This is a genomic window from Acaryochloris sp. CCMEE 5410, assembly GCF_000238775.2.
In the GTDB taxonomy this organism is placed as follows: Bacteria; Cyanobacteriota; Cyanobacteriia; order Thermosynechococcales; family Thermosynechococcaceae; genus Acaryochloris.
In genome coordinates, this window is the sequence record NZ_AFEJ02000002.1 from 792064 (window position 1) to 814119 (window position 22056).

The 22056-nt window shown below is 47.7% G+C and carries 15 protein-coding genes; 11 read left to right on the top strand and 4 right to left on the bottom strand.

Going from position 1 to position 22056, the window contains the following annotated elements; translation table 11 throughout:
* The first annotated feature begins 3 nt into the window (after positions 1 to 3).
* The 4 genes from ON05_RS24480 to ON05_RS24495 all read left to right on the top strand — a co-directional run bounded on the left by ON05_RS24480 (position 4) and on the right by ON05_RS24495 (position 4226).
* Positions 4 to 1473: a hypothetical protein gene (locus ON05_RS24480; protein WP_010472115.1), complete on the top strand. Its 1470-nt coding sequence runs from the start codon at positions 4 to 6 to the stop codon at positions 1471 to 1473.
* Positions 1474 to 1596: 123 nt separating this feature from the next.
* On the top strand, positions 1597 to 2469 hold the full coding sequence (locus ON05_RS24485; RefSeq protein WP_010472114.1) for a Tfp pilus assembly protein FimT/FimU: 873 nt from the start codon (positions 1597 to 1599) through the stop codon (positions 2467 to 2469).
* Positions 2466 to 3527, top strand: a complete 1062-nt coding sequence (locus ON05_RS24490; protein ID WP_010472113.1) for a type II secretion system protein J — start codon at positions 2466 to 2468, stop codon at positions 3525 to 3527. The genes ON05_RS24485 and ON05_RS24490 overlap by 4 nt, the downstream gene beginning before the upstream one ends.
* Positions 3528 to 3881: 354 nt before the next feature.
* Positions 3882 to 4226, top strand: a complete 345-nt coding sequence (locus ON05_RS24495; protein WP_039779686.1) for a hypothetical protein — start codon at positions 3882 to 3884, stop codon at positions 4224 to 4226.
* 243 nt (positions 4227 to 4469) lie between these two features.
* Here the strand turns inward: ON05_RS24495 and ON05_RS24500 are convergent.
* Positions 4470 to 5466, bottom strand: a protein-coding gene (locus ON05_RS24500) for an IS1 family transposase (RefSeq protein WP_262561004.1) whose coding sequence is annotated in 2 segments (ribosomal slippage) — positions 4470 to 5102 and positions 5104 to 5466 — 996 coding nt in all. Because the reading frame shifts where the segments join, the coding sequence is not laid out codon by codon here.
* 843 nt (positions 5467 to 6309) lie between these two features.
* On the opposite strand from ON05_RS24500, the gene bchD reads away from it, so the two are divergent.
* The gene (bchD, locus tag ON05_RS24505) at positions 6310 to 8358 is read left to right on the top strand and encodes a magnesium chelatase ATPase subunit D (RefSeq protein WP_010478137.1); all 2049 of its coding nucleotides are present in this window, start codon (positions 6310 to 6312) and stop codon (positions 8356 to 8358) included.
* Between the two features lie 7 nt (positions 8359 to 8365).
* On the opposite strand, the gene ON05_RS24510 is transcribed toward bchD, so the two are convergent.
* Both ON05_RS24510 and ON05_RS24515 read right to left on the bottom strand, forming a co-directional pair.
* Entirely contained in the window at positions 8366 to 9826 is a 1461-nt protein-coding gene (locus ON05_RS24510) for a DUF3084 domain-containing protein (protein ID WP_010478139.1), read from the bottom strand.
* A gap of 25 nt (positions 9827 to 9851) precedes the next feature.
* Positions 9852 to 10232 (bottom strand): DUF3110 domain-containing protein, encoded by a 381-nt coding sequence (locus tag ON05_RS24515; protein WP_010478141.1) that lies wholly within the window; start codon positions 10230 to 10232, stop codon positions 9852 to 9854.
* Between the two features lie 326 nt (positions 10233 to 10558).
* Here ON05_RS24515 and ON05_RS24520 point away from each other — a divergent pair, with 326 nt between their 5' ends.
* The 6 genes from ON05_RS24520 to fmt all read left to right on the top strand — a co-directional run bounded on the left by ON05_RS24520 (position 10559) and on the right by fmt (position 21112).
* Complete coding sequence (locus ON05_RS24520; RefSeq protein ID WP_010478144.1) at positions 10559 to 15745, top strand: translocation/assembly module TamB domain-containing protein; 5187 nt, start codon at positions 10559 to 10561, stop codon at positions 15743 to 15745.
* Positions 15746 to 15751: 6 nt separating this feature from the next.
* Positions 15752 to 16276 carry a CDP-diacylglycerol--glycerol-3-phosphate 3-phosphatidyltransferase gene (gene pgsA, locus ON05_RS24525; protein WP_010478146.1) on the top strand — a complete coding sequence of 175 codons (525 nt, stop codon included), beginning with the start codon at positions 15752 to 15754 and terminating at the stop codon, positions 16274 to 16276.
* A 557-nt stretch (positions 16277 to 16833) separates the two neighbouring features.
* Positions 16834 to 17316, top strand: coding sequence for a hypothetical protein (locus ON05_RS24530; protein WP_010478148.1), 483 nt, complete (start codon positions 16834 to 16836; stop codon positions 17314 to 17316).
* 679 nt (positions 17317 to 17995) lie between these two features.
* Complete coding sequence (locus ON05_RS24535) at positions 17996 to 18799, top strand: photosystem II manganese-stabilizing polypeptide (RefSeq protein WP_010478151.1); 804 nt, start codon at positions 17996 to 17998, stop codon at positions 18797 to 18799.
* A gap of 428 nt (positions 18800 to 19227) precedes the next feature.
* Entirely contained in the window at positions 19228 to 20022 is a 795-nt protein-coding gene (locus ON05_RS24540; protein WP_010478152.1) for an RNA polymerase sigma factor SigF, read from the top strand.
* Between the two features lie 91 nt (positions 20023 to 20113).
* Positions 20114 to 21112: a methionyl-tRNA formyltransferase gene (gene fmt / locus ON05_RS24545; protein WP_029315508.1), complete on the top strand. Its 999-nt coding sequence runs from the start codon at positions 20114 to 20116 to the stop codon at positions 21110 to 21112.
* Here the strand turns inward: fmt and ON05_RS24550 are convergent.
* Positions 21040 to 22056, bottom strand: coding sequence for an alpha/beta hydrolase (locus tag ON05_RS24550; protein WP_010478156.1), 1017 nt, complete (start codon positions 22054 to 22056; stop codon positions 21040 to 21042). The genes fmt and ON05_RS24550 overlap by 73 nt on opposite strands.

Sequence of the window (22056 nt, forward strand, 5' to 3'; positions counted from 1 at the left end):
ATGATGGGCAACAAATTTTCAGCATCTTTGCTGCGCGGCTGGCTACTATCCTATCTCCGTTCTCAATCTTCCAGACGTTCTGCGAACCAAGGCTTTGCCTTACCCCTCGCTTTGGGTTTGGGCTTTGTCATGGTTATTTTGGGGATGTCAACGATGATGATTGCCCAAAGCGATCGCATCTCTGCCTTTAACCGCAAAGAATCAGGGGCAAGTTTGGCTGTGTCAGAAGGAGGTATGGCTCGAATGCTGTCCCAAATGACCCAACCGAATAATCGAATTTTATTGACTCGAAACTACGATACAGTCAATCTCAAAACTGGAACCACCTATCTCGGTCCGGATGGCATTCTCAATTCTGGGGATGAAGAAGCTACCGCTGTTGATGAGTGGACAGGATATACAGGCAGCACTTCATCTCCGTGTGAAGACACTTCGACGACCATTACTCCCAGTATCACCACCTCAGGGGCCATGAGTTCTGGTGGTCAATATCAACTTAAAGCCTATCGGTATAATCCGACGGAACAAACGGGGACTCTGTTCATTGAAGGTCAGCATGGAGAACGAGTGTCTTATGTGCTGTCTACCCTGTCTATACAGTCGGAAGTAGAGAATTTCCCTGGTGTGCTGGCGATGCAGGGGGCCTTTATTCGAGGACGCACCCTTATTGGTCAACATGCCAATCTTTACTACGATCCGGCCTGGTCTGCTGACAGCAGTTTGACAGATAAATCTGCCCCGATTGATAGTGACCGTTCTGCTTATCTCAATGCCATTTACTCCACTTCAACGGATGGTCCGGGTGAAGATTTAATTTCTGGCAACATTGTGGGATGTCAGATTACCCAAACCTTGTCAGTCGATTTGCCCGCAGAGGTTACGAGCTTAGGCACCGTTGCAGGTAGTACTACGCTCACCGCGGCCAACAGTCCCTACCATATCGAAACATTGGCATTAGATGGTACTGATGTCGTCACTGTGGACACAACGGATGGCCCCGTCTATCTTTATGTCACTGATTCCTTTGAATTACGGGGCAATGCTCAACTGAGAAATATTCGCTCGGATGGGCAAGCTCCACGAGTGGGTGATTTGAGGATTATTGTTCATAATGCAAGCGCTGTAACACCTGCTATCGAACTGTACGATCAATCTTGCATTGACACCGCCTTTGTTTACAACAAGATTAATGATCTCCACTTACAAGGGACTGGAGATGGCTGCCCCAGTAGTGGTAATACCAATTTTGATGGCGTCGCTTGGGTAGAGGATGTCGTCAGTTCGATCAATATTAATCCCCATACCCGCATGGTGCCTTCTGAAGATGATGACATCATCACGACCAATGGCAGTACGTCCGGCATTAGAGTACCCAACGATGTATCCAGCTTGGCAGATGTGGTCAGTGGTATTGGCATTACACCCAAGAATAAGTTTGGCTATGTGAAAAGTTGGCAACGGGTGAGGTTATGACCAAAATGCCTTAATCCGTTTCTTGTCAAAGTATGGGCAAGTCTCATAGGGGATGGAAAGTTTCTCCCCCCTGAAGCTGAAAGCCTTCTTTTTTTTATGTTCATTCTTCTGCTGTAAATTGCCATGCTCCGCTTGTATCCATTGATTCAACTCAGACCTTCACACTCAGAGGCGGGGTTTACTCTGGCTGAAAAAATGGTCATTGCTGCCATTATCGGCATCGCTGCTGCCATCTCAGCTCCGAGTATTATGGCGACCATGAACCGAGCCAAAGTTAAACAGACGATGGCAGAAGTCCGCACAGCCTTGAATGAAACTCAACGAGAAGCCATTAAAGGCAATAAAATTTGCACCCTAACCCTCAATTTTGTGGAAGGGAAAATAACTGGACCGTGTCTCAAATCGGGTGATCGCACCTTGGAAACGGATGTTGCGATCGCAACTAATCTGATAGATCCAAACTCAAACACAGCCCGTACCAATAAAGGGCAGCCCGTTCTAATTGGTTCAGATGTGCAACCCTCTCTAGGACTGAGCGATGGTGAAACGATCTCCCAAATTGCTATGGCTCCTGTTCCTGAAGAACAAGCTAAAGCGTCTAAAGCGGGAGTGGTCGTTCAGGTTATCGCTAAATGTAAAGGTAATACCGAAAGAGGATTAGGGTTAGGGACCTGCAAAGCTAAAGATGATGACGACGATGATGATGATGGTGGACACGATTCACCCTCTATCCCAGGGCCATCGGCCATCATCCCGATCAAATATGGTGTCTTAGGCAACCCTGAATTTGCGATTGTTAGTGCTCAACAAACACCAACAGATCCTAGCGGCAAGATTATCTTTTACAGTCTTGATGATTCCAAAGCCACTAAACACTGTATTGCGATTTCCAATACTTTAGGGTTAACCCGTATTGGTACCTATCAAGGCGATATGAGTCCGGCTGCCATTACGGACTCGGGTCGTTGCACTGCCGCGAACTGGGAGGAGCAATGAAGCATCATTTAGGGGGAGATGGTTTGCATCAACTGTCATCTAAGAAGACATTACCCACTCACCATGGCTTTACTCTGGTGGAACTCTTGGTTGCGGCTTTCATTACTAGCCTGGTCGTCAGCGTCGCAGGATTTGGGGTGATTGCAGCAACCCGAGCCAACAACCGGACTGAAGCGATTGCGGCTAGACGCCACGACTTAAGCCGAGCTTTTGATTTCATTAGCAATGAAATTAGGATGGCGAAACGCATTAACCAATCCCAAATAATGAAGGCAACGGATGCCTCTTCCATGTCTAGTATGCTGACCAGCGCAGGTTTACAAGCTTCGGACTGGAGTAACCCCGTACTTTACTTAGAAATTCCCATCACCTCCCAGGTTCCAAATATTTGTCCTGCTGGAGGTCCTAATGCAGGTTCACCTCCACCCCAACCCGCGACCTATGATCAAGTCGTGTATGATATCCGCCCCAGTACCCAAGATTGGCTTGCTCCCAACTCCATTCACCGGTATGGTCGTGTTCCCGCCAGTGATGGCAGTATCAATCCCTGTAGTAACCCTGTTGCTAGCGATACCTTAGTGGATGCGATCTCAGAGGAAATCGATACCCCCCCCACCTGTCCTACACCAGGGGTAATGATGGGGAAAGGGGGGTTTCAAGCCTGTGTACAGGGCAGTCAAGTTGATTTAATTATGCGTAGCCAAATCTCTGATGTAGAAATTCATCGATTGAGCAGTACTGCTACGTCCCGCGCAGGAACTAGCCAACCTAGCCAACCTATCCCTGTTTTAACTGCTACTCAACAACCCGGCACCAATCAGATCGAGTTAAATTGGCAGTGGTCCGGTGCTCTAAGTGGCGTCACTTTTGAAGTGAATCAGGAAATTCCTTCAACGTCCCAGAAGTCCAAAATTTATACTGGTTCAGACAGTCGTAACTCAACCGAAATGCAAGGATTGGCTGGAGAACAACATTGCTATACAGTCACCGCAAAAGTGGGGCAAATTACCAGCCCTGAAAGTAATAAAGTTTGCTTTACTCCAGTCACAGTTTATTAAACTGGATTCTACTGTTTTTATTTAGATTAACTTTTAACTACATAAGCTCAGTTCAACCTAAGCGCATTTTCTTGGATATTTTAGTAAGAAAATATAGGTCTCAGCCCAGGCAAGAATCAGAATTCTAATTCATCCTGGGCTGAGATCACATATTGAATTCAATATTAAGCTCATTCTGTGACCAGAAAATAAAAATCCACATATTTAATCAATTCAATACGTGGCTATCCTGGGAAAAACATTTAAAAGATCAGGGATATTACTGAAGGGAGCAGAAAACAAGGACAATACAATTAAGTTATACACAACTCATACATGTATTTGTTGTCCCCTTTCGTTTTCCCCTCGATCCCCATGGTTACCGTTGACGATATCACTGGTTTTTTTCTCGATCATTCCTCTGAAGGCCGAAAGGTTACAAAGTATGACTTCAAGGGGGTTCCAGTAATTGAGTCATGGGTAGGCTTATGTAAAAACGGCAGAGTCACCATTAAAGGTCGCATTCATAATCATGAGATGTATACCCAGGGTGTAAAGATCAATACCTCAAGTGTCACAGGGTATTTTTCTGAAAAAGGTCGTGTTTATGTCACAACGAAGAACTCGATCTATGAACTTGGAAGTCCTCTAAATGAAGTGGAACTTTTAATCAATATTCCTGAGTTTCAGGATCCCAAAAAAGTAACTGCATGGAATTAGTCTTAATAGGTTTTTGGGTTGATTTCACAAAAAAATTAAGTTTCTTTAGAGAATATCCCAAGAGACTTATGCAATAAACAAAAATTTCACTGAGCTGGTTCTTCACTAAGCTTAGTGATTTTTTTGGGTTAAACCCAGTTACTTTTCAAGACTATTTAATTTCACCGGAAGTCATTCAAAAGCACTAGAAACAAGAATGTTATACTGCCAACAGCTGAGGGATTAACATTTGGCACTGGTCTACTAACAGGGCACATACCTAAACCCTTTATTGGTGAGGAGTTCTAGTGTGCTCAACGGACGAGAACAAAATCCCATCTCCATTGCTGGTGTGGTCTGCTTACTGAGCCCCCAATGGGGTCTAACCCAGTTATGAATCAGGCGTTGTACATCTAGCACTCGCTGTAACCCCGACCGCTTCTTAGCGTAGAGATTCTGCCGTCTTCGATAAGCACTACATCGTCTCCTCAAGGCAGCATTGTGAGCCTCATTATGATTGGCATGGACCTCAGACCCTAGACTGATAGCGGTAAAGGGATGCTCTGCTTTCACCCACTCTACTCGCCGATTCCCCTGAGACCCTTTAACTTTCATCGCGACTTCTAACCCCTCTCGCCAAACCTTGCGATGCCCATAGTCAGGATGACACTCCTCACCATTGAGATAGACATTGGCGAGCTTCCAAAGTTCTTGTCCATAACGCCTCTCACCATCGGTAAACCATCGAATCCCATCACAGGCTTTGACCCACTCCCAAGCTGAGTAAACGCCATTTGCAAAAAGTTGTGCATCCTTGAGGCCAGCTTGTGCTGTCAACCAATAGCGGCTTTCGCGTTCAAGGAAATGGATGGTCCAGCCCTGGGATTGGCTGGGGGGGAAGATTTTTGCCTACACGCGTGTAAACTTCATCCCCTTCTACCGTCACATCAGAGGCTGCTGGTGCGGGAGGTGACCAGTTCTGTGCTTGGTCTGCTAGGCGTTTTTCCCAACGCATAATGGTGGTATGAGATTTACCGAAAGTTCGACCTGCAGCACGAATACCCATCCCTTCGGTGCGAGCTTTGATGGCATAGCTCACTACTGAACTAGCGGTGCGTAAGCGAGCCATTGGGGTACCCGTGCGTTCGTTGAAACGCCGATTGCAATCCTTACACTGATATCGCTGGACTAATGTCCCATCTTGCAGGCTATCAAAGCCGCGCTTTAGGATCTTCTCGCTTAGACAATATGGGCATTCCATTGATCTACATTAGGTTGCGTCGGAAGCATTATAGCTAGATCCTGCTAACAGACCAGTGCCTAACATTTCAGATTGAGCTATAACTCTCTCTACCAAGGAATTTGAAGCTCATCTAAAAAGTAAACTTTCAACTCGTTCGGAGTATACCAGTAGCCTGGGAATACAAGAATTTTTGCTTCAGTTTTCCTTCCTGGAACTTGAATTAGCCTTGGTTACTGACCACCCACACTTAGCCCTCATACCCCCCGAGATTGGGATAAGTTGAAGTCTCCATTCTGCAACCTAAAATTCTTTGGTAGACACACCAAAAAAACCGGAAAGCAGCATCTGCCCTGAATAACGTTAGCCGTGAGAGCTATTTAAGAATTTGAATAAAACAGATAAGAAATCACAATCGATGAGCAAAAATACTTAGTTCATCTATGATAGACTAATTAAAATGATTGATTCAAACTAAATTGATTTTAATCAATACTTGCTGCCTGCACATATCCAGGACAACATCATTTGAAAGGGGTGTTTGAATGTTTAGTGGTTTCTTTCTGGTGATAGCTCTTGTTTGTATCACTCTTGCCATCAAACTGAGAAGAACTGAAGAAGTCCATTCCATCGCTGCAACCTGTGCAGGTCTCCTAAGTAGCCTATGCAGTTTTGCCCTCGCTCCTCCGTCTGCTCAGCTTGCAATGACTTTAGTGATGGTTGGCATAGTTCGGTGGTTGCCGCTACGCTTCTAAGCTCTCTCATCCGTTGAGATGAGGTAATGGGGCAGACAAAATCCTGAAACAACGCCTTTGAAGCATGGATCTTGGTATTCTGAAGGTCTGAACACCAATGAAATCTTCTATGCCAGTTGCTGAACTTCCCCAAAAAATAACCACCTTTCCCCTCACAGCTGTGGTGGGTCAAGAAGCGATTAAATTGGCATTATTACTCACAGCCGTTGATCCAACTCTAGGTGGGGTCGTTATTGCCGGTCGGCGAGGGACCGCGAAATCAGTTATGGCCCGAGCGGTTCATGCCCTTCTCCCTCCCATCGAAGTGGTCAAAGACTCCATCTGCCAAGGCGATCCAGAGGATACTTCTGCTTGGGATGATGATCTATTGGCCAGTCTGGAGGCTGGCGACATTCCGATAGTGGATGGACGGCCCCAACCCAAAACCGAAATTATTCCGACCCCATTTGTCCAGGTTCCTTTAGGAGTGACAGAAGATCGGCTGTTAGGTTCTGTGGATGTTAGCCAATCCGTAAAACTAGGAGAAACCGTATTTCAACCTGGACTGTTGGCAGAGGCCAATCGGGGAGTCTTATATGTGGATGAGATTAATCTTCTGGATGACCAGATCTCCAATTTATTACTGACCAGCCTAACGGAAGGTCGAAATCAAATCGAACGGGAGGGGCTCAGCTTCCAGCATCCTTGCTCTACTATTTTTATTGCTACCTACAACCCAGAAGAAGGCCCTCTACGAGAACATCTTCTAGACCGTATCGCTATTTCCCTCTCAGCAGATCAGGTGTTAGGCCTTGATCTGCGAGTCCAGGCAGTTGAACAGGCTACTGCCTATGCCAATTCTCCTCAAGCGTTTTTAGCACAGTATGAGGATGAAACAGATGATTTAAAAACTCAGATTTTGCTGGCGCGGGAATGGCTCAAGGATGTCCAGATCCAGCACTCCCAAATTGTCTATCTCGTGGACGAAGCCCTCAGAGGCGGAGTGCAGGGTCATCGAGCCGAACTATTTGCCGTTCGTGTAGCCAAAGCCCATGCGGCCCTCAATGGCCGTTCAGAAGTCACTGCAGAAGATTTACGGCGTGCTGTTGAATTAGTTATTGTCCCTCGGGCAACGGTCATTGATGCCCCACCCCCAGAACAACCCCAACCCCCACCTCCCCCACCCCCTCAACAAGATAATTCCGATCAGTCGGATCAAGATGAAGAAGAAGAGGACGATCAAAACGAAGAAGATCCACCGGAACCCGAAGAGCCTCCCAGCATCCCTGAAGAATTTGTGTTCGATCCCGATGGTGTTGTCCTCGATCCCCAAGTTTTGTTCTTTGCCCAAAATGCTAGCCGACAAGGGAAATCAGGCAGTCGGAGTATTGTCTTTTCGGAAGATCGGGGACGCTACGTCAAGCCCATGCTGCCTAAGGGTGGCGTTAAGCGAATTGCCGTAGATGCCACCTTGAGAGCTGCTGCCCCGTATCAAAAAGCCCGGCGGCTTCGTCACCCCAATCGGCGAGTCATTGTTGAACAATCTGATGTCCGCACCAAGCGGTTAGCCCGGAAAGCAGGAGCATTGGTCGTGTTTGTGGTGGACGCTTCAGGTTCGATGGCTCTGAACCGGATGCAGTCGGCGAAAGGGGCCGTGATGCGCTTATTAACGGAAGCCTATCAAAATCGAGATCAGGTTTCTTTGATCCCTTTCAGAGGGGAACGGGCCGATGTGCTCCTACCCCCGACTCGGTCTATCGAAGCTGCCCGCCGTCGCTTGGATACCCTACCCTGTGGTGGTGGATCTCCCTTAGCCCACGGTCTGACTCAAGCCGTTCGGGTAGGTATGAATGCCCTCTCATCTGGGGATATTGGTCAGGTTGTATTGGTCGCGATTACGGATGGTCGAGGTAATATTCCCTTGGCAACATCCTTGGGTGAACCGCCAGTGGATGGGGAGAAACCTGACATTAAGGCCGAACTGTTAGAAATTGCGGGGCGCATTCGAGCCTTGAATTTGAAATTGCTGGTGATTGATACCGAGAACAAGTTTATTTCCACTGGATTTGCCAAAGAGCTGGCCCAAAATGCAGGGGGCAACTACTATCACTTACCGAAAGCCACCGATCAAGCGATTGCCGCAGTCACCCAAGATGCCATCAGCAACTTGACGGGTTAGGCCTAGCTTATGACGGCTCTGGAGCGTTACTTCGAAGAATGATTTGCTGGTCTTTAATCGCAATTAGCTCAATGGCTAGGGGACCTGCGGTCAGTACTGTATTCGGAGTAATGGCAATAATATCGACAGGGCCTGGATCGTTCCGATCTTTCAACGCCAAAATAAATCGGAATAGATCTACTTGACGAAAGGTACCCACGGTACCCGTCAGGGGATCCGGTAAGAAGCCAGCAACAATCGCTTGCTGATTGACCACTCTTAGTAATTGCTCAATTTGGAGGAGGAGTTGCTCGTCACTCACTTGAGCGGGCTGGACAGAAATTCGGGCAATGCGGGTATCGGCTTGGTAAATGACTCGGTTCGCAGCTAACTGAGGAACGACAAAGATGGTTCGTTCTCCTTGTAAATAACTGGCAGCCGCTAGAATCTTGACCACATAAGATTTCCCATCCCCGATGCGAAGGGCCAGCCGCTCAACGTCAGACTGTCGCATTTGAACAACCTGTTGTTCATTCGGAAGGTCTGCCAGATTGGACAAGGCAATCGCACTTTGACGGGCTTGGGTGAGCAACGTGTTGATGGCTTGGATCGCATCGGCTTTGGAATTGATGTCTTGAATTACCGCTGAGGCCAGGACTTGTCCTGTGCGAATGGCAATGGTGCCTCGACGTAGCCCCAATAGGAGAAATTCGACATTTTTCTCTAGGCGTTCACGATTGGCTTCTAGGGCCTGAACGTCTTGTTGGAGTTGTTGACGTTGTTGATTGGCTGCTCGAAGTTCCAGACGCCCTTTTGTAATCGTTGTGGTTAGCTCCTGCTTTTGAATCTCGACTTGGCGGAGTCGGGTCTGAGCTTGAGTAATCGCGGTTTCGAGTTTCCTTTTTTGAGCGTTAACTTGTTTGAGCCGGGCTTCAGATTGATTGCGCTGAACTCGGAGGTTTTTTTGTTCTGTGCGGAGGGACTGAATTTGCGATCGCAACTGCCTCGCTTGTCCCGCGAATTTCGTGATCTGCTGCTTAGACTGGAGAAAGCGCTTTTGGGTTTGCTTGAGTTGGCGTTCGATCCGCTTTTCTCGGGTAATCGCTTTGACCAAAGAACGATTGGCCGTCTTAAGGCGTTGGCGAGTCTGGCTGAGGCTAGTGCGGGACCGCGTGAGATTCACCTCAATGGAGTCTTTTTCCGCCTGGGTGTCCGCCAGTTCCTTTTGGACAATCCGACTCCGTTTCTGGATATCATCAAACCGAAATAGGGCATCTCGAAACTGTTGGCTAAAGGCAAATACAATCCCTAAGGTAAGGGCAGAAATCACTGCACCCGTCATGATCGTAATGACAATGGCCGTATTTTTAGGACGGAGGTTGAAGAGGCTTAAGCGAGCTTTGCCCACCTTCGAACCAATCCGATCGCCCAACGTTGCGATCGCACCGCCCAAAATAATAATGACAACAACTAGAAAGTAACCCAGCATGGAAACCCTTGCAGACCGTAACGGGTTAATCCAGCAGATTCTCTAAGCGACGACGAATTTGATCTAAATCATTAACATCGGCTTCCGGTTGATCCGGCTGCCAGTCTGTTTTATCGACATTAGCCTCTGGCGGTACAGCAAGGGAGCCCACAGGAATTAATTCCAGTTCTAAGCCCGCACTGTCGCAAAATGCTTCAATCTCTTCTTGATCAAATCCCTCTACCGTGGCTGCTGGAAAATCTTGAGCTTCCAGCATTAAGGCAAAGCGAGTGGCGTCGTCTTCCTCTTCAAAAGCCAGCACTACATCTTGTGTATAACTGCCTTCATCGGTGGAAACCTGCTTTTGTAAGGAGTGAATGCCCTCGTTCTCAGTTCCAGCATTAAATAACAAAACAAATACACGCATGATCCTGAGTTGAAATCTTATATATACCTTTGATCGACCACTAGAGGGTGCTGAACAAGAATAACATTTACCTCTATAATCAATCTTTGTCTGGACAATGATAGCAAGGCTAACCCTTGGGGAGTCACACTCCACCTTTACTTGGGGGACAGGATATCTGAAGAGGGTCACCTGATTCAAATCATTTTTAAATTCTGTTGTGCGTTATGGATTGTTGAGGAACTAACCCTTAAAAAAGCCTTCTGTAAGGCTACAGTTCATTGATTCAGATTTTGAGTTAAAGGGCCTACTACTTATCTGTCAACGGTACCCCTCTGAGGGATGTCATGCCCCAACCTTCCCCTCCCGGGCAAGCTTCTCGTCCATCTCCACCCCATCGACACTTTACTCGTCTTCACGTTCTGCTCATTGTAGTTGGATTGTTACTGGCTGCGATCGCAGGAGTGAGCTGGTGGGTGCTGAGATTTATTGATGAAGACTTAACCCCCCTTGTGGCAGAGGAGCTGAGCAAAACTTTAAATCGGCCCGTCAAAATGGGGGACGTACAAAATTACTCCCTTACCCATATTCGGTTTGGACCGTCAGAGATTCCGGCTTGTTCACCCCAGCAAGGATGTGCGAAAGAAGACGCCGATTCCGCCAAAATGGAAGCCGTTGATATCCGGTTCAACCTGTTGCCAGTTCTTTGGAGCCGTAAACTGCCTCTAGAGGCAACACTGATCAAACCCCAGCTGTACCTCGACCAGACTCAGGATGGGGAATGGATTGCGACGCGACTTCGCTTTGGACCATCAAAGGCTTGGATTAAAGTCAAACTAAATCAGCTTCGGGTGCAGCAGGGAACGGCTCAGATTGAACCGGCCAACATCGAGGCTCGACAATTCAGCCAGCTCAACGGCACCCTTAATTTCTCGACCCCAGAAACCCTATACTTCAATACCCAAAGTCAGGTGGATTCGGGGGGCCAACTTTCCGTTAAAGGGGCATGGCAATCCAAACAGAAAAAGTTAGAAGTCAATGCCCAAACCAAGGATCTTGTGGCTGCCCCTTTGATGGGCCTGCTGCCCAAGCTGCCATTCGAAATCAACAAAGGACAATTACAGGGGCAATTTCAGGTCAAACTGCGTCCCCAACACCCCGTAACCATTCATTCTGATGCCACCTTATCCCAAGGGGATATTTGGATTCCCAGGCAAGCCATTCGGGTCCAAGCCAACAACATTCGCACCGATGTTCGCATCGAGGTGCTCCCTCAGCGTCCGGTGGAGTTGAAGGGAGAGGCCTATATTGATGGAGCAAGGGCAGATGTTCCTGAAGATCTCATCCTAGATAATCGACGTCAGCGGCCTCGCCGTTTGTCCCAACTCCAGGGAACCGTTGATTTCCTGGGGCTCAAACAGCGGTTTCGCTTTGATCTCAAGGGACGGATGGGTCAAACAGGGCGACTGAAGGCTAGAGGCACTGCCTCCTTCCTAGAACAACAGACCAATATGCGCTTGCAGCTTCAGAATCTGCCAGCGCCCTTATTTGACCAAGCCTTTCAACTCCCCATCACCGCAGATTCGGGGCAAGTCAGTGCCAGCATTCGGGTAAAACTCCGTCCCAAGCAGCGTCCAGATGTCCAAGGTACGGCCCTTCTCAAACGCGTTGAAATGGGAATTGTCAACGTTCCTCAACCCTTCAGTCGTGTACGCGGATTTCTGCGATTTAAGGGAATCGCCGTGCGCCTAGAGGGGCTCAAGGGGGACTATGGGCAGATCCCCATGCAGGCTACGGGCTGGATTGACCCAGATCGGGGCTATAGCTTGGTGGGGCAGACAGAGTGGGTAGCCGCTCAACCCACCCTGGAAACGCTCCAAGTCACGGGTTTACCGTTTCCCGTGACGGGACAGTTCAAAGGGGATAATCTCCGATTTGATGGTGCCATTGACCAACCCATTTTTTCGGGTTCAGTTCAATTGGCAAAGCAACCAAAGGTGGATCGGGTACCGTTTAAGCAACTCACAGCTCAGTTCCAATTGGCCGATGCCTTGCTAAAAATGGAGGACATCAAAGCCGAGCCCACGGTTGGAGGACAGTTTCGAGGGACAGCACGCTTTAATGTTGAGCCAGGGGGACAGTTATTAACCCAACTCGAAGCCAGCAATATCCCCGGGAATGGGATTGCCCAGTCCTACCAAGCCGATCCGGGTTTTCCCTTGGGTCCCCTCCAAGGACAGATTAAGATATTTGGCCCCCCAGACGATATCCGCACCAATGTCGATTTTCAAGCTCTGAAAGGACAATTCCCGACTAGGGGAAATATTTTTGTTCGCGATAGCGTTGCTCAACTCAGACGGATTGTCACTCAGATTCCGGGGGGAGAACTGCGCACCCAAGGTCAGATTAAAGATAATCGGATCAACGTCACAACGACGACGTCAGGAGTGGCCCTAAAAGCTTATACCCCTGATGCTCGTGGCCAAATGACCGGGCAACTCAAAATTACAGGTCCCTTTGATCGGTTTAGTGTCAATACCGCTAGAGCCCAGGGACAGGCCCGCTTTTCTGATGGGATTGCCATTGTCTATGATCCCATCGCCGCCCAACTGCGATGGGATGGACAGCAAATTTTGGTGGATCAAGCCACAGCCCCAGGATTTTGGTCTCAAGGCCAAGTGGGCTTGGATTTTGACACGCCCCAAGGTCCTCAGCTGACGACCCTGAATCTGGCAGTCCGTTCTTGGGGCTACGATTTGGGATTATTTCCGCCCTTTGGCCCCACACAAGTCAAAATGGCAGGGCGGGCCAACCTAGTGGGACAACTCACAGGGACTGTGGCGGATCCCTACCTAGACTCTACCGTGCAAATCAACAACCTTTTGGTCGGAGGGATTCCCTTTGAAAATCAACTCAAGGGCAAGATGCTGTATGGTCAGCAGGCCAAGCTAGATTTACGCGTATCGGGACAACGCGATCGCATTAACCTCGCATTAAATTCCAATCAATTACCCACCGCCTTTGATATCCGCCGCGATCAAGCCTGGGCAAAAGGTAGAACAGAGCAGGGTAAGCTAAACCTTGCGTTTCAAGATGTTCCTCTCGCAGCCTTAAACTGGCAGCCCGTTGATAACCTTGGACCGATCTCTGGCCTCTCTTCAGGCAAGTTTTCTCTTAATCCCACCACTTATGCGGGGCACGGAACCCTTGCTGTGACCCGCCCGGCCCTGGGCAAGTTAGTGGGCGATCAATTTTTAGGTCGGTTTCAACTGACGAGCGATACCATTCGGTTGCAACAAGGTGAATTACGCGATCGCAACAACTTATACCAGCTCCAAGCCAACGTTATCCCTGGCATTAATCCCAAATTTTCAGGGACCCTCAACATTCGCCAAACCGAAATTGCCGATTTGGTCGCCGCGGCAACATCCCTCAATCTCAACCCATCGGCGTCTCTGGATCAGCCTCGAGGTAAAGCCAAAGATGTTGAAACCCTTCCCATTGGCTCTGCCCAAGGGTCTTTAATGATGCAGCTTCGCCGCCTGTCAGAGTTAGATGCCTTGGCGACACAACAACAAGCCGACGCTCCTCCAGACCCTCTATTTCCCGATTTAAACGAATTATCCGGTAAGCTGGCAGGCCGACTACAGTTTTCAGGGTCTCTACAATCAGGTCTAGATACTCGTTTCGCGCTGCAGAGTGAGGCATTGAAGTGGGGGGACTATGCCATTGATCGTATTACGGCACAAGGGCAATATACAGATGGCAGCTTAAAACTCCGGCCTTTATTGGTGGCAACGGGAGAACAGGAAGCCAAGTTTCAGGGAACGATTGGTCTTCAGCAGCAGTCCGGCCAGTTAACCCTAAAGAATTTACCGTTGCAAGGACTGAATCAATTTCTCGATTTGCCCTTTGAGGTTGCGGGTACGGTGAATGGAACGGCAACCCTTGCTGGCACTTTAGCCGACCCACGTCTCCAGGGTGAGCTGAATTGGGATGAGGCTAGGGTGAATACCCTTGCCCTCAACCAAGCTCGAACAACCTTTGCTTATAACCGGGGGCGATTGACCTTTGAGGGCGGCTCAGAGGCTCTTCCCTTCAGATTTACAGGAAATATCCCCTATCAATTACCCTTGACTGCGGTGGGACCGGATAGTGATGCCCTGGAGGTGTCCCTTAAAGTCAAGGATGATGGCCTGTCTCTGATTAACTTATTTACGGATCAGCTTAATTGGGTAGAGGGCCAGGGAGAAATCGATCTCAATGTCACTGGTACCCTAACCCAACCTTCCATGCAGGGGAGTATCCAGTTAAACCAGGCCACACTAACATCTAATTTATTGTTTGAACCCCTCACCAACGTTACTGGAACCATTCAATTCGATCGCAATCAATTACGGATTAACCGTCTGATTGGCCTCTATAGCCAGGGGGAACTGGAAGCTTCGGGCAGTCTCCCCCTATTTGTTTCCGAGCCTCCTCCCTCTTCTGCTTCACTGCAGCTAGCACTTAAAGCCCTCAAACTCAATGTCAAAGGACTGTATAAAGGTCAAATTGATGGCGATCTGAATATCTCTGGCTCCCTGCTAGCCCCTCAATTGGGGGGCGTGATGGCCTTAACCAATGGCCAGGTTATTTTAGCGGATGTCAACGTGGCCTCATCCAGTACTTCAGGCCAATTTGGACAAACCACTCCTCTGGAATTTAACAACCTGCAAGTTCAGCTCAATAATAATGTTCGGGTCACTCAGCCCCCTTTACTGAGTTTTGTTGCGGCGGGTAACGTCACCGTCAATGGTTCTGTAAATGCCCCTCGTCCTGCCGGTAAGATTCGATTTCGCCAGGGGTCTGTAAATCTATTTACTAGCCGTTTTCGGATTGATTCGCGTCGAGATAATTTTGCCGAGTTCGATCCGAGTTTGGGGTTAGATCCTTTTCTTAGCATTGGCATGGTGACGACTGCCACCGATATTGCCGGAGGGCGGGCTACGGAACTGAATGAGTTTGAGGACCTCCCTGCAGGCCGAATCGGGGCCATTGAATCGGTGCGCGTCCGGGCGACAGTGGAAGGACGGGCCAGTGAACTGGTCAATAACTTTAATCAAGTGGTGCAGTTGACCAGCACGCCCAGCCGTTCGGAGGGAGAAATCCTAGCCTTGTTGGGGGGGAGCGTCACCAATAATTTAGAAGATGGGAATACCGAACTTGCCTTAGTTAACTTGGCTAGTTCGGCGTTTCTAACCGGCTTTGAAGGATTATTCTCCGATGCCTTGGGAACACGGGCCAGCTTCCGCTTGTTCCCCGTATTAATTCCCAATGATGACCAAGATCAGTCTGTGTTGGCATTTGGAGCCGAATTGGGTTACGACGTGACGGATCGATTCTCCGTGTCGGCCTTGCAAATCTTAACAGGACTAGATGAAGCCACTTTATTTAATGCGAGTTACGACATTAATGAGCAACTACGGGTGCGAAGTGCTATCAGTACTGATGGAGAAGCTGTTGGCATTCTCGAATATCGCATTCGTTTTTGACACCCTATGACCCTTGCCACTTGGATTACAATTTCCCGACTATTTGCCCTTCCCTTTCTGCTTTATGGTTTACAGGGCGATATTGCGGATAACTTCCCTGCTCGCTGGATTTGTTTAGCCATCTTTATTGTGGCTGCGAGCACTGACTGGTTAGATGGTTATCTGGCCCGTAAATTCGATCAAGTGACCGATCTGGGAAAATTCCTCGATCCCCTTGTAGATAAGTTACTGATTTTAGGTCCCTTAATTGCACTAGTCGAATTAGGCCAGATCCCTGCTTGGAGTGTGATGATTATTCTGACTCGGGAGTTAGCCATTGCTGGATGGCGCGTCCAGCAAACCCAAATTTCAGGAGCAAATTGGTGGGGCAAAGTTAAAACTGTTCTGCAGATTATTGCCGTCTCTTTCTTAATCGCACCTTTGCCAGGGGTGTGGGTAACCGTTTCCTTAGGAATTTATACCGCATCGATATGCCTAACAGTCGTTTCTGGCATTGTATATATACTGCCTCAATCACCTTCTGTCCAATAACGCAGAGTGTTATGAAGGAGAAAAATTTCCACAAAGACCTTGGATTAAAAGTTAATAATATTTTAATTTTATCGTAATTTCAGTATTTCCCGTAGCGTCTTCTTTTTCAAGATATAAATAGTCAGAGGTATATCAACGAGTTTGAGTTGTATATTTACCTTTTGTCTATGTATAAGAAGTTATCCGAGATATGAAAAGCGTTCGTTTTTTTCTCCGCAAGATTACGGAACGAGCGAACTATTCGATTTCTGTAAAGCTGATTATGAAAGGCTTATGTGAATTTACGGAAGTATTTTTCCAGTGATCCTACGGAAGATATTTCTGTGAGGGTAGAGCAAGATATTAATAGTAGATTCGTATTTCTTAGACAAACTGTACACCTCACTGCATTTATAGAAAGAGCTGTTCTTGTTCATTTGTTTTGCAGCATATTAGGTTTTCAGAAATAGTCAAGTCCCATCGTCTCGCTCATATCGTCACTTCACCTTATTAATCATATGAAAGTTATCCATTCACATGATAATTCCGGCAATTCAGAGAACAAGCAGCCTATTGAGATGCTGAAAGAAGGACAACTATTATCCTTATCCGAAAGCTACCCTGCAGGACTCATTCTGCAAAAACCTTATTATGCTGAGTATATTGGTCCGGGTTCAGCCGTAGGTGGGATGTTTGATCTCCAGTGCGTCACGATTCACCCTTTAGGCAAAGCTGAACTCAGTACTCCTGAGACATTGGATGAGCGCCAAAACGCGTTTCAAAGGAGAATGGAAGATATCGAACAGATGCAGCTAATTTGTGAAAAAGATCTACCCATAGAACGAGCAGTTGCCGTTCTTGAAATGCTAACTCAGCATTTTTATCAAGATGAGATCCAAATGATTCCCAATGAAGTTTTGGCTAAGCTGGTGGGGGTTTTACCTTCAACGATGGCAACAGCTTGGAAACAATTATCGACCGGAGGCCACAAGTCACACACCACTTCCCAGTCCTCTGCCCCTGAGCCTAATTTTGCCTCCCATGAGGTGGCGTTTGCCTAGGTGGGCAGTATTGCTCTCTTAAAGACTCGGTGACGGTTCAAAGCTGAATGGATTGAAGTCAGAAGCTTCTCTAACTTGGCGTTGACCCATAAAATCATCAGTCCCCTATTGATTAGCGTGTAAGCTGCAATTGATAGAGGTGCTGGTGATTTTTTGTAGTGACTAGGTTTAGCAAGGTGAGTTGAAGCGATGGGAGGATTCGGTGTCACGAATAGTTAACTGAGAACTGCCGCTAGTAAATAGATATCATTCACTAATGTATATGCTGGCAGAATAGCGAATTCCCATCTGACTCCAGGCAATCCCTATCGCAAATTAAACACCTGATTTCTAAAACCAAGCATAGTAAAAGCGTCAACGCCGTGTACAATGCTCTATGAGAGAGGGAATCCTTCCTGCGATCGCAGAAGACCACCCATCAATTGTATAGGTGGTTTTTTTCAAGTGGAATCTACAAAGGTTCTACCCTTCTCCTAGACGATTTCTTCGGTGCACTTGCACCCAGAGCATAGCACTTACATCCCTAAAGTGCGGACTCTGTGAAGGTCATCGTTTTATGACATTACCGATAGAAATTATTGTTGGCTCTAAAGCTAAAAGTCTTACCAAACATGGTCATCAGTGCCTTGATGGCAATCTGGCAAGAATTAACATAACTTTTGATACTAGAGGGTGATCAATGAGATTTCGCACTTTAATCGTTACTTTTTTAGCGGTCTGTCTGGGGGTTTTCTCAGTCAACGCCAAAGCTTTGGCAGTTGTACCCAGCTCTATGACCTACGACCAGGTAAAAGGCACTGGTCTGGCTGATAGCTGCCCAACCCTTCCTACAGGCACCGGTGACACCATATCAGTCGGAGGCTCTGCCTACATTACAGATTTGTGTTTCCAACCCACTTCTTTCTTCGTGAAAGAAGAGCCTAAGAACCCTCGCCAAGAGGCCGAATTCGTGCCTGCGAGCGTTATGACTCGGAAAACAACAACCCTTGAGCAGATTGAAGGTCCTTTATCTGCTGATGGCGGCGGTTTAACCTTCAAAGAAAAAGACGGTATGGATTTCCAAGCTATTACCGTACAAATTTCTGGCCGTGAACGGGTACCCATGCTGTTCACCGTCAAGGAGCTTCTAGCTTCTGCTTCTGGTAGCACCATCGCTGATGGAACTAGCTTCTCTGGAGAGTATGCTGTTCCTTCTTATCGAACTTCAGGTTTCTTGGATCCCAAAGGTCGGGGTGTTGCCACAGGTTATGACAATGCTGTCGCACTACCTGCTTCTGCAGACGCTGACAAGCTAAACCGAGCCAATGCCAAGCGCTTTGACCTCACCAAAGGTAGTATCTCCATGGATGTTGCTTCTGTTGATAGCGAAACTGGAGAATTTGGTGGCACCTTCGAAAGCGAACAGTTTTCAGATAGTGACTTAGGTGCTATTGACCCCTTAGAAGTGAAAGTCCGTGGAATTTTCTATGGTCGTGTCAACTAAGAGATTCTCTTAACTTGAACATTGAAGGTTATTCTGTAACCTAAAATATACATTCGAAAAGCAGGTGTGTTTTAATCAAACACACCTGCTTTTTATGTCTCAATTAATTGAATAGGGAAACTGCGTATTCTTACTGACCCCATCTATACTAAGGAAATTCTTGTTGAGTTGCAGGGATGCCAGGCTTTGATCCGACACACTTCAAATTCCCTCCTGTCACTAGCTTGTCGAGCTCTTCATACTTCTAAAATTACGGGGAAAAGATAGATAGATAAGGAATGTTAAGGAGTGATCAACAAAGTTCCGTGGATTTGCTGATGTCCGTTTATCCTCTGACTTCTTAAGTTAATGGAAGGTTCGAAATCGTTTTCTTCTCCTCAGAATTCCGAATTAGAACGGACTAAAAAACAAATTCATATTTTTTTGACATGACCGCAACTCTTACTAATAATCTTAAAAGTGAAAGCTTGGAGTTATTGCAGCAGTATCAACAGTCCTCATGCACTGAGTTGCGAAATCGCCTCGTTCAGATGAATTTGGGATTAGTTAGAAGGGAGGCTCATCGATGGGTAGGCCATTCCACTGAAAGTTTTGATGATTTAATGCAGGTAGGTTCCCTCGGGTTAATTCGAGCCATCGAACGGTTCGATCCCTTTAAGGGCCATGCCTTTAGTTCCTTTGCAGTTCCCTATATCCGAGGAGAGATTCAACATTATCTGCGAGATAAAAGTCCTCAAGTTCGGATCCCTCGCAAATGGCACGAACTTCAACGGCAGGCCATTAACGTGACCCGGGAAATGAGGGATGAATTACAACGGCAACCTACAGACGTTGAGGTGGCTGCAGCCTTAGATATTTGCCAAAAGGAATGGCAAGAAGTAAAGCTGGCATCTTGCAATCGCTCAGTTTTGAGCCTTGATGCTCCAGTTCATAATTCTGAGCAAGAATCCATGTCTTTGGGTGAGCTGCTGCCCGATCGCCACTATCACAGTTTTCAGCTCGCTCAAGAAGATCAAATTCGATTACGCCAAGCCTTATCTAAGTTAGAAAAGCGAACTTCGGATGTCCTAGAGTTTGTCTTTTTCCATGACTTAACTCAAAAGGAAACAGCTGAAGTTTTGGGTATCAGTGCGGTGACGGTCTCTCGTCAAGTCAAGAAAGGATTAGTTGCTCTCCGCCAAATGTTAAAAGGCTCTGAAGAGACAGCAGAGAAAACCGTTTAGATTCCCCCGCTTTTAATACTATGGGTCTTGATCTTTGCTGCGCTGGGGTATGATGCCAAAGTTGTAAGCAAGGGCCAAGATTGGCGGTGTGATTAAGCTTATTTATTGGGGAACCCCGCAGTTCGCCGTTCCTAGTTTAAGACGTCTGCTCCAAGCACCTGAGATAGAGGTGTTAGGGGTGGTGACTCAGCCGGATAAACGGCGAGGTAGAGGAAGCAAAGTGTCTCCATCTCCCGTGAAAACGGTTGCCATGGACGCAGGATTGCCGATTTGGCAATCTCATAATATTAAAAAAGATCAAGAGATTTTGGCAGAGTTGAGATCGCAAGGGGCGGACGCTTTTGTTGTGGTCGCCTATGGTCAACTTCTATCCCCAGAGATCCTGGCTATGCCCCGCTTAGGCTGCATTAATAGCCATGGCTCCTTACTTCCCAAATATCGGGGGGCGGCCCCTATTCAGTGGGGGCTCTATCATGGTGAAACCCGAGCAGGTATCACCACCATGCTGATGGATGAAGGCATGGATACTGGCGATATGCTGCTGACCACAAGTATTGAGATTGGTCTACTGGAAAATACCCTGGATGTGGCGATTCGCTTGGCTGATTTGTCTGGTGATCTGTTGATAGACACCCTGAACCAGCTAGATCAACAAACCCTAACGCCTACCCCTCAAAGTTCTGACCAGGCCACCTATGCGCCCTTGATTCAGAAATCTGATTTTGTATTAGATTGGTCTCGATCTGCGATCGCACTACACAATCAGATTCGAGGATTTTCACCTAACTGTGTTACTCAATTTCGAGAATCTGGCCTTAAAATCATGGCCACAGCCCCTCTAGGGGAAACCTATGCAGCTGATCTACCCGAGGAGTTAGCCGCTCTCACTCCGGTCATCCCCCCTTCAGATGCATCTCCCGGTCGCATCGTTTATATTGCACCTCAGCAAGGTCCAGTCATACAAACGGGTGAAGGGTTATTGCTATTGCGATCCTTGCAACTGGCCGGTAAACGTCGTCAGTCGGGGGGAGACTTTGCCAATGGATTAAGGCTCTCGGTAGGGGAACAATTGGGAGAAGCGGCAGCCTGAAGATATTGAGAAATTTCAGCCCAGGCTAGCTTTGCACCACTACAGAATCGAGGAAAACTCAGAAAACCATGGACCATGCCTGGATAGTCCGTCAATTGGGTGGGAATACCAGCCTGCTGTAAGCGCTGAGCATAGGCTTGGCCTTCATCGCGTAAGGGATCATAGGCCGCCGTAATTACCAGGGCAGGCGGTAAGTGATTCAAGGACTTAGCTAACAATGGCGAAAAATAGGGGGACTGAATATCTGCAGGCGAATTGGCATATTGATTGATGAAGATCTCCATGGCAGTTTTCTTGAGAACGGGGGCATCCGCATACTGATCCATGGAAGGATGGTTGAGAGTGCCATCCAACGCAGGATAGAGCAAAATCTGTTTTTGGAGGTGGGGACCCTCTAAATCGCGAGCCATTAGACAGACGGCTGCAGCCAGGTTGCCTCCCGCACTATCTCCCATAACCATGAGTTTTTGAGGATCAACCCCTAAATGCTCAGCATTTTGAGCTGCCCACTGGGTTGCATCATAGCAATCTTCTAGAGGGGTGGGATAGGGAAATTCAGGAGCTAGTCGATAGGCCACCGACAGGATCAAAGCCCCACTTTGATAGGCAATCTGCCGACAGAAGGCATCATGGGTGTCCAGGTTCCCCGTTACCCAACCTCCACCATGAAAGAAAACAACGCAGGGAAGAGGGGAGTTCAAGCTGGGGTAATAAAGTCGAATGGGGATATTGCCATGGCGACCCGTCACCCACTGATTGCGAACTTTGGGTAATTTGCGTTTGCGCCCATGCTTGAGCCAATCAATGACAGCCGGGCGCGATGTTTCATTCCGCTGGCGCAGTGCTTCAGGGCTTAACAGCTCAATCGGCTGAGAACGGTTTAATAACGCATTCAGAATCTGGAGTTTCCAGTCCAATCGATACTTCTGCGCTGAAGACTGCAT

Bases quoted from the DNA above. Each gene is read 5' to 3' on its own strand.
- ON05_RS24480 (WP_010472115.1), top strand. From the start codon at position 4: ATGGGCAACAAATTTTCAGCATCTTTGCTGCGCGGCTGGCTACTATCC.
- ON05_RS24485 (WP_010472114.1), top strand. From the start codon at position 1,597: ATGCTCCGCTTGTATCCATTGATTCAACTCAGACCTTCACACTCAGAG.
- ON05_RS24490 (WP_010472113.1), top strand. From the start codon at position 2,466: ATGAAGCATCATTTAGGGGGAGATGGTTTGCATCAACTGTCATCTAAG.
- ON05_RS24495 (WP_039779686.1), top strand. From the start codon at position 3,882: ATGGTTACCGTTGACGATATCACTGGTTTTTTTCTCGATCATTCCTCT.
- bchD (WP_010478137.1), top strand. From the start codon at position 6,310: ATGCCAGTTGCTGAACTTCCCCAAAAAATAACCACCTTTCCCCTCACA.
- ON05_RS24510 (WP_010478139.1), bottom strand. From the start codon at position 9,826: ATGCTGGGTTACTTTCTAGTTGTTGTCATTATTATTTTGGGCGGTGCG.
- ON05_RS24515 (WP_010478141.1), bottom strand. From the start codon at position 10,232: ATGCGTGTATTTGTTTTGTTATTTAATGCTGGAACTGAGAACGAGGGC.
- ON05_RS24520 (WP_010478144.1), top strand. From the start codon at position 10,559: ATGCCCCAACCTTCCCCTCCCGGGCAAGCTTCTCGTCCATCTCCACCC.
- pgsA (WP_010478146.1), top strand. From the start codon at position 15,752: ATGACCCTTGCCACTTGGATTACAATTTCCCGACTATTTGCCCTTCCC.
- ON05_RS24530 (WP_010478148.1), top strand. From the start codon at position 16,834: ATGCTGAAAGAAGGACAACTATTATCCTTATCCGAAAGCTACCCTGCA.
- ON05_RS24535 (WP_010478151.1), top strand. From the start codon at position 17,996: ATGAGATTTCGCACTTTAATCGTTACTTTTTTAGCGGTCTGTCTGGGG.
- ON05_RS24540 (WP_010478152.1), top strand. From the start codon at position 19,228: ATGACCGCAACTCTTACTAATAATCTTAAAAGTGAAAGCTTGGAGTTA.
- ON05_RS24550 (WP_010478156.1), bottom strand. From the start codon at position 22,056: ATGCAGTCTTCAGCGCAGAAGTATCGATTGGACTGGAAACTCCAGATT.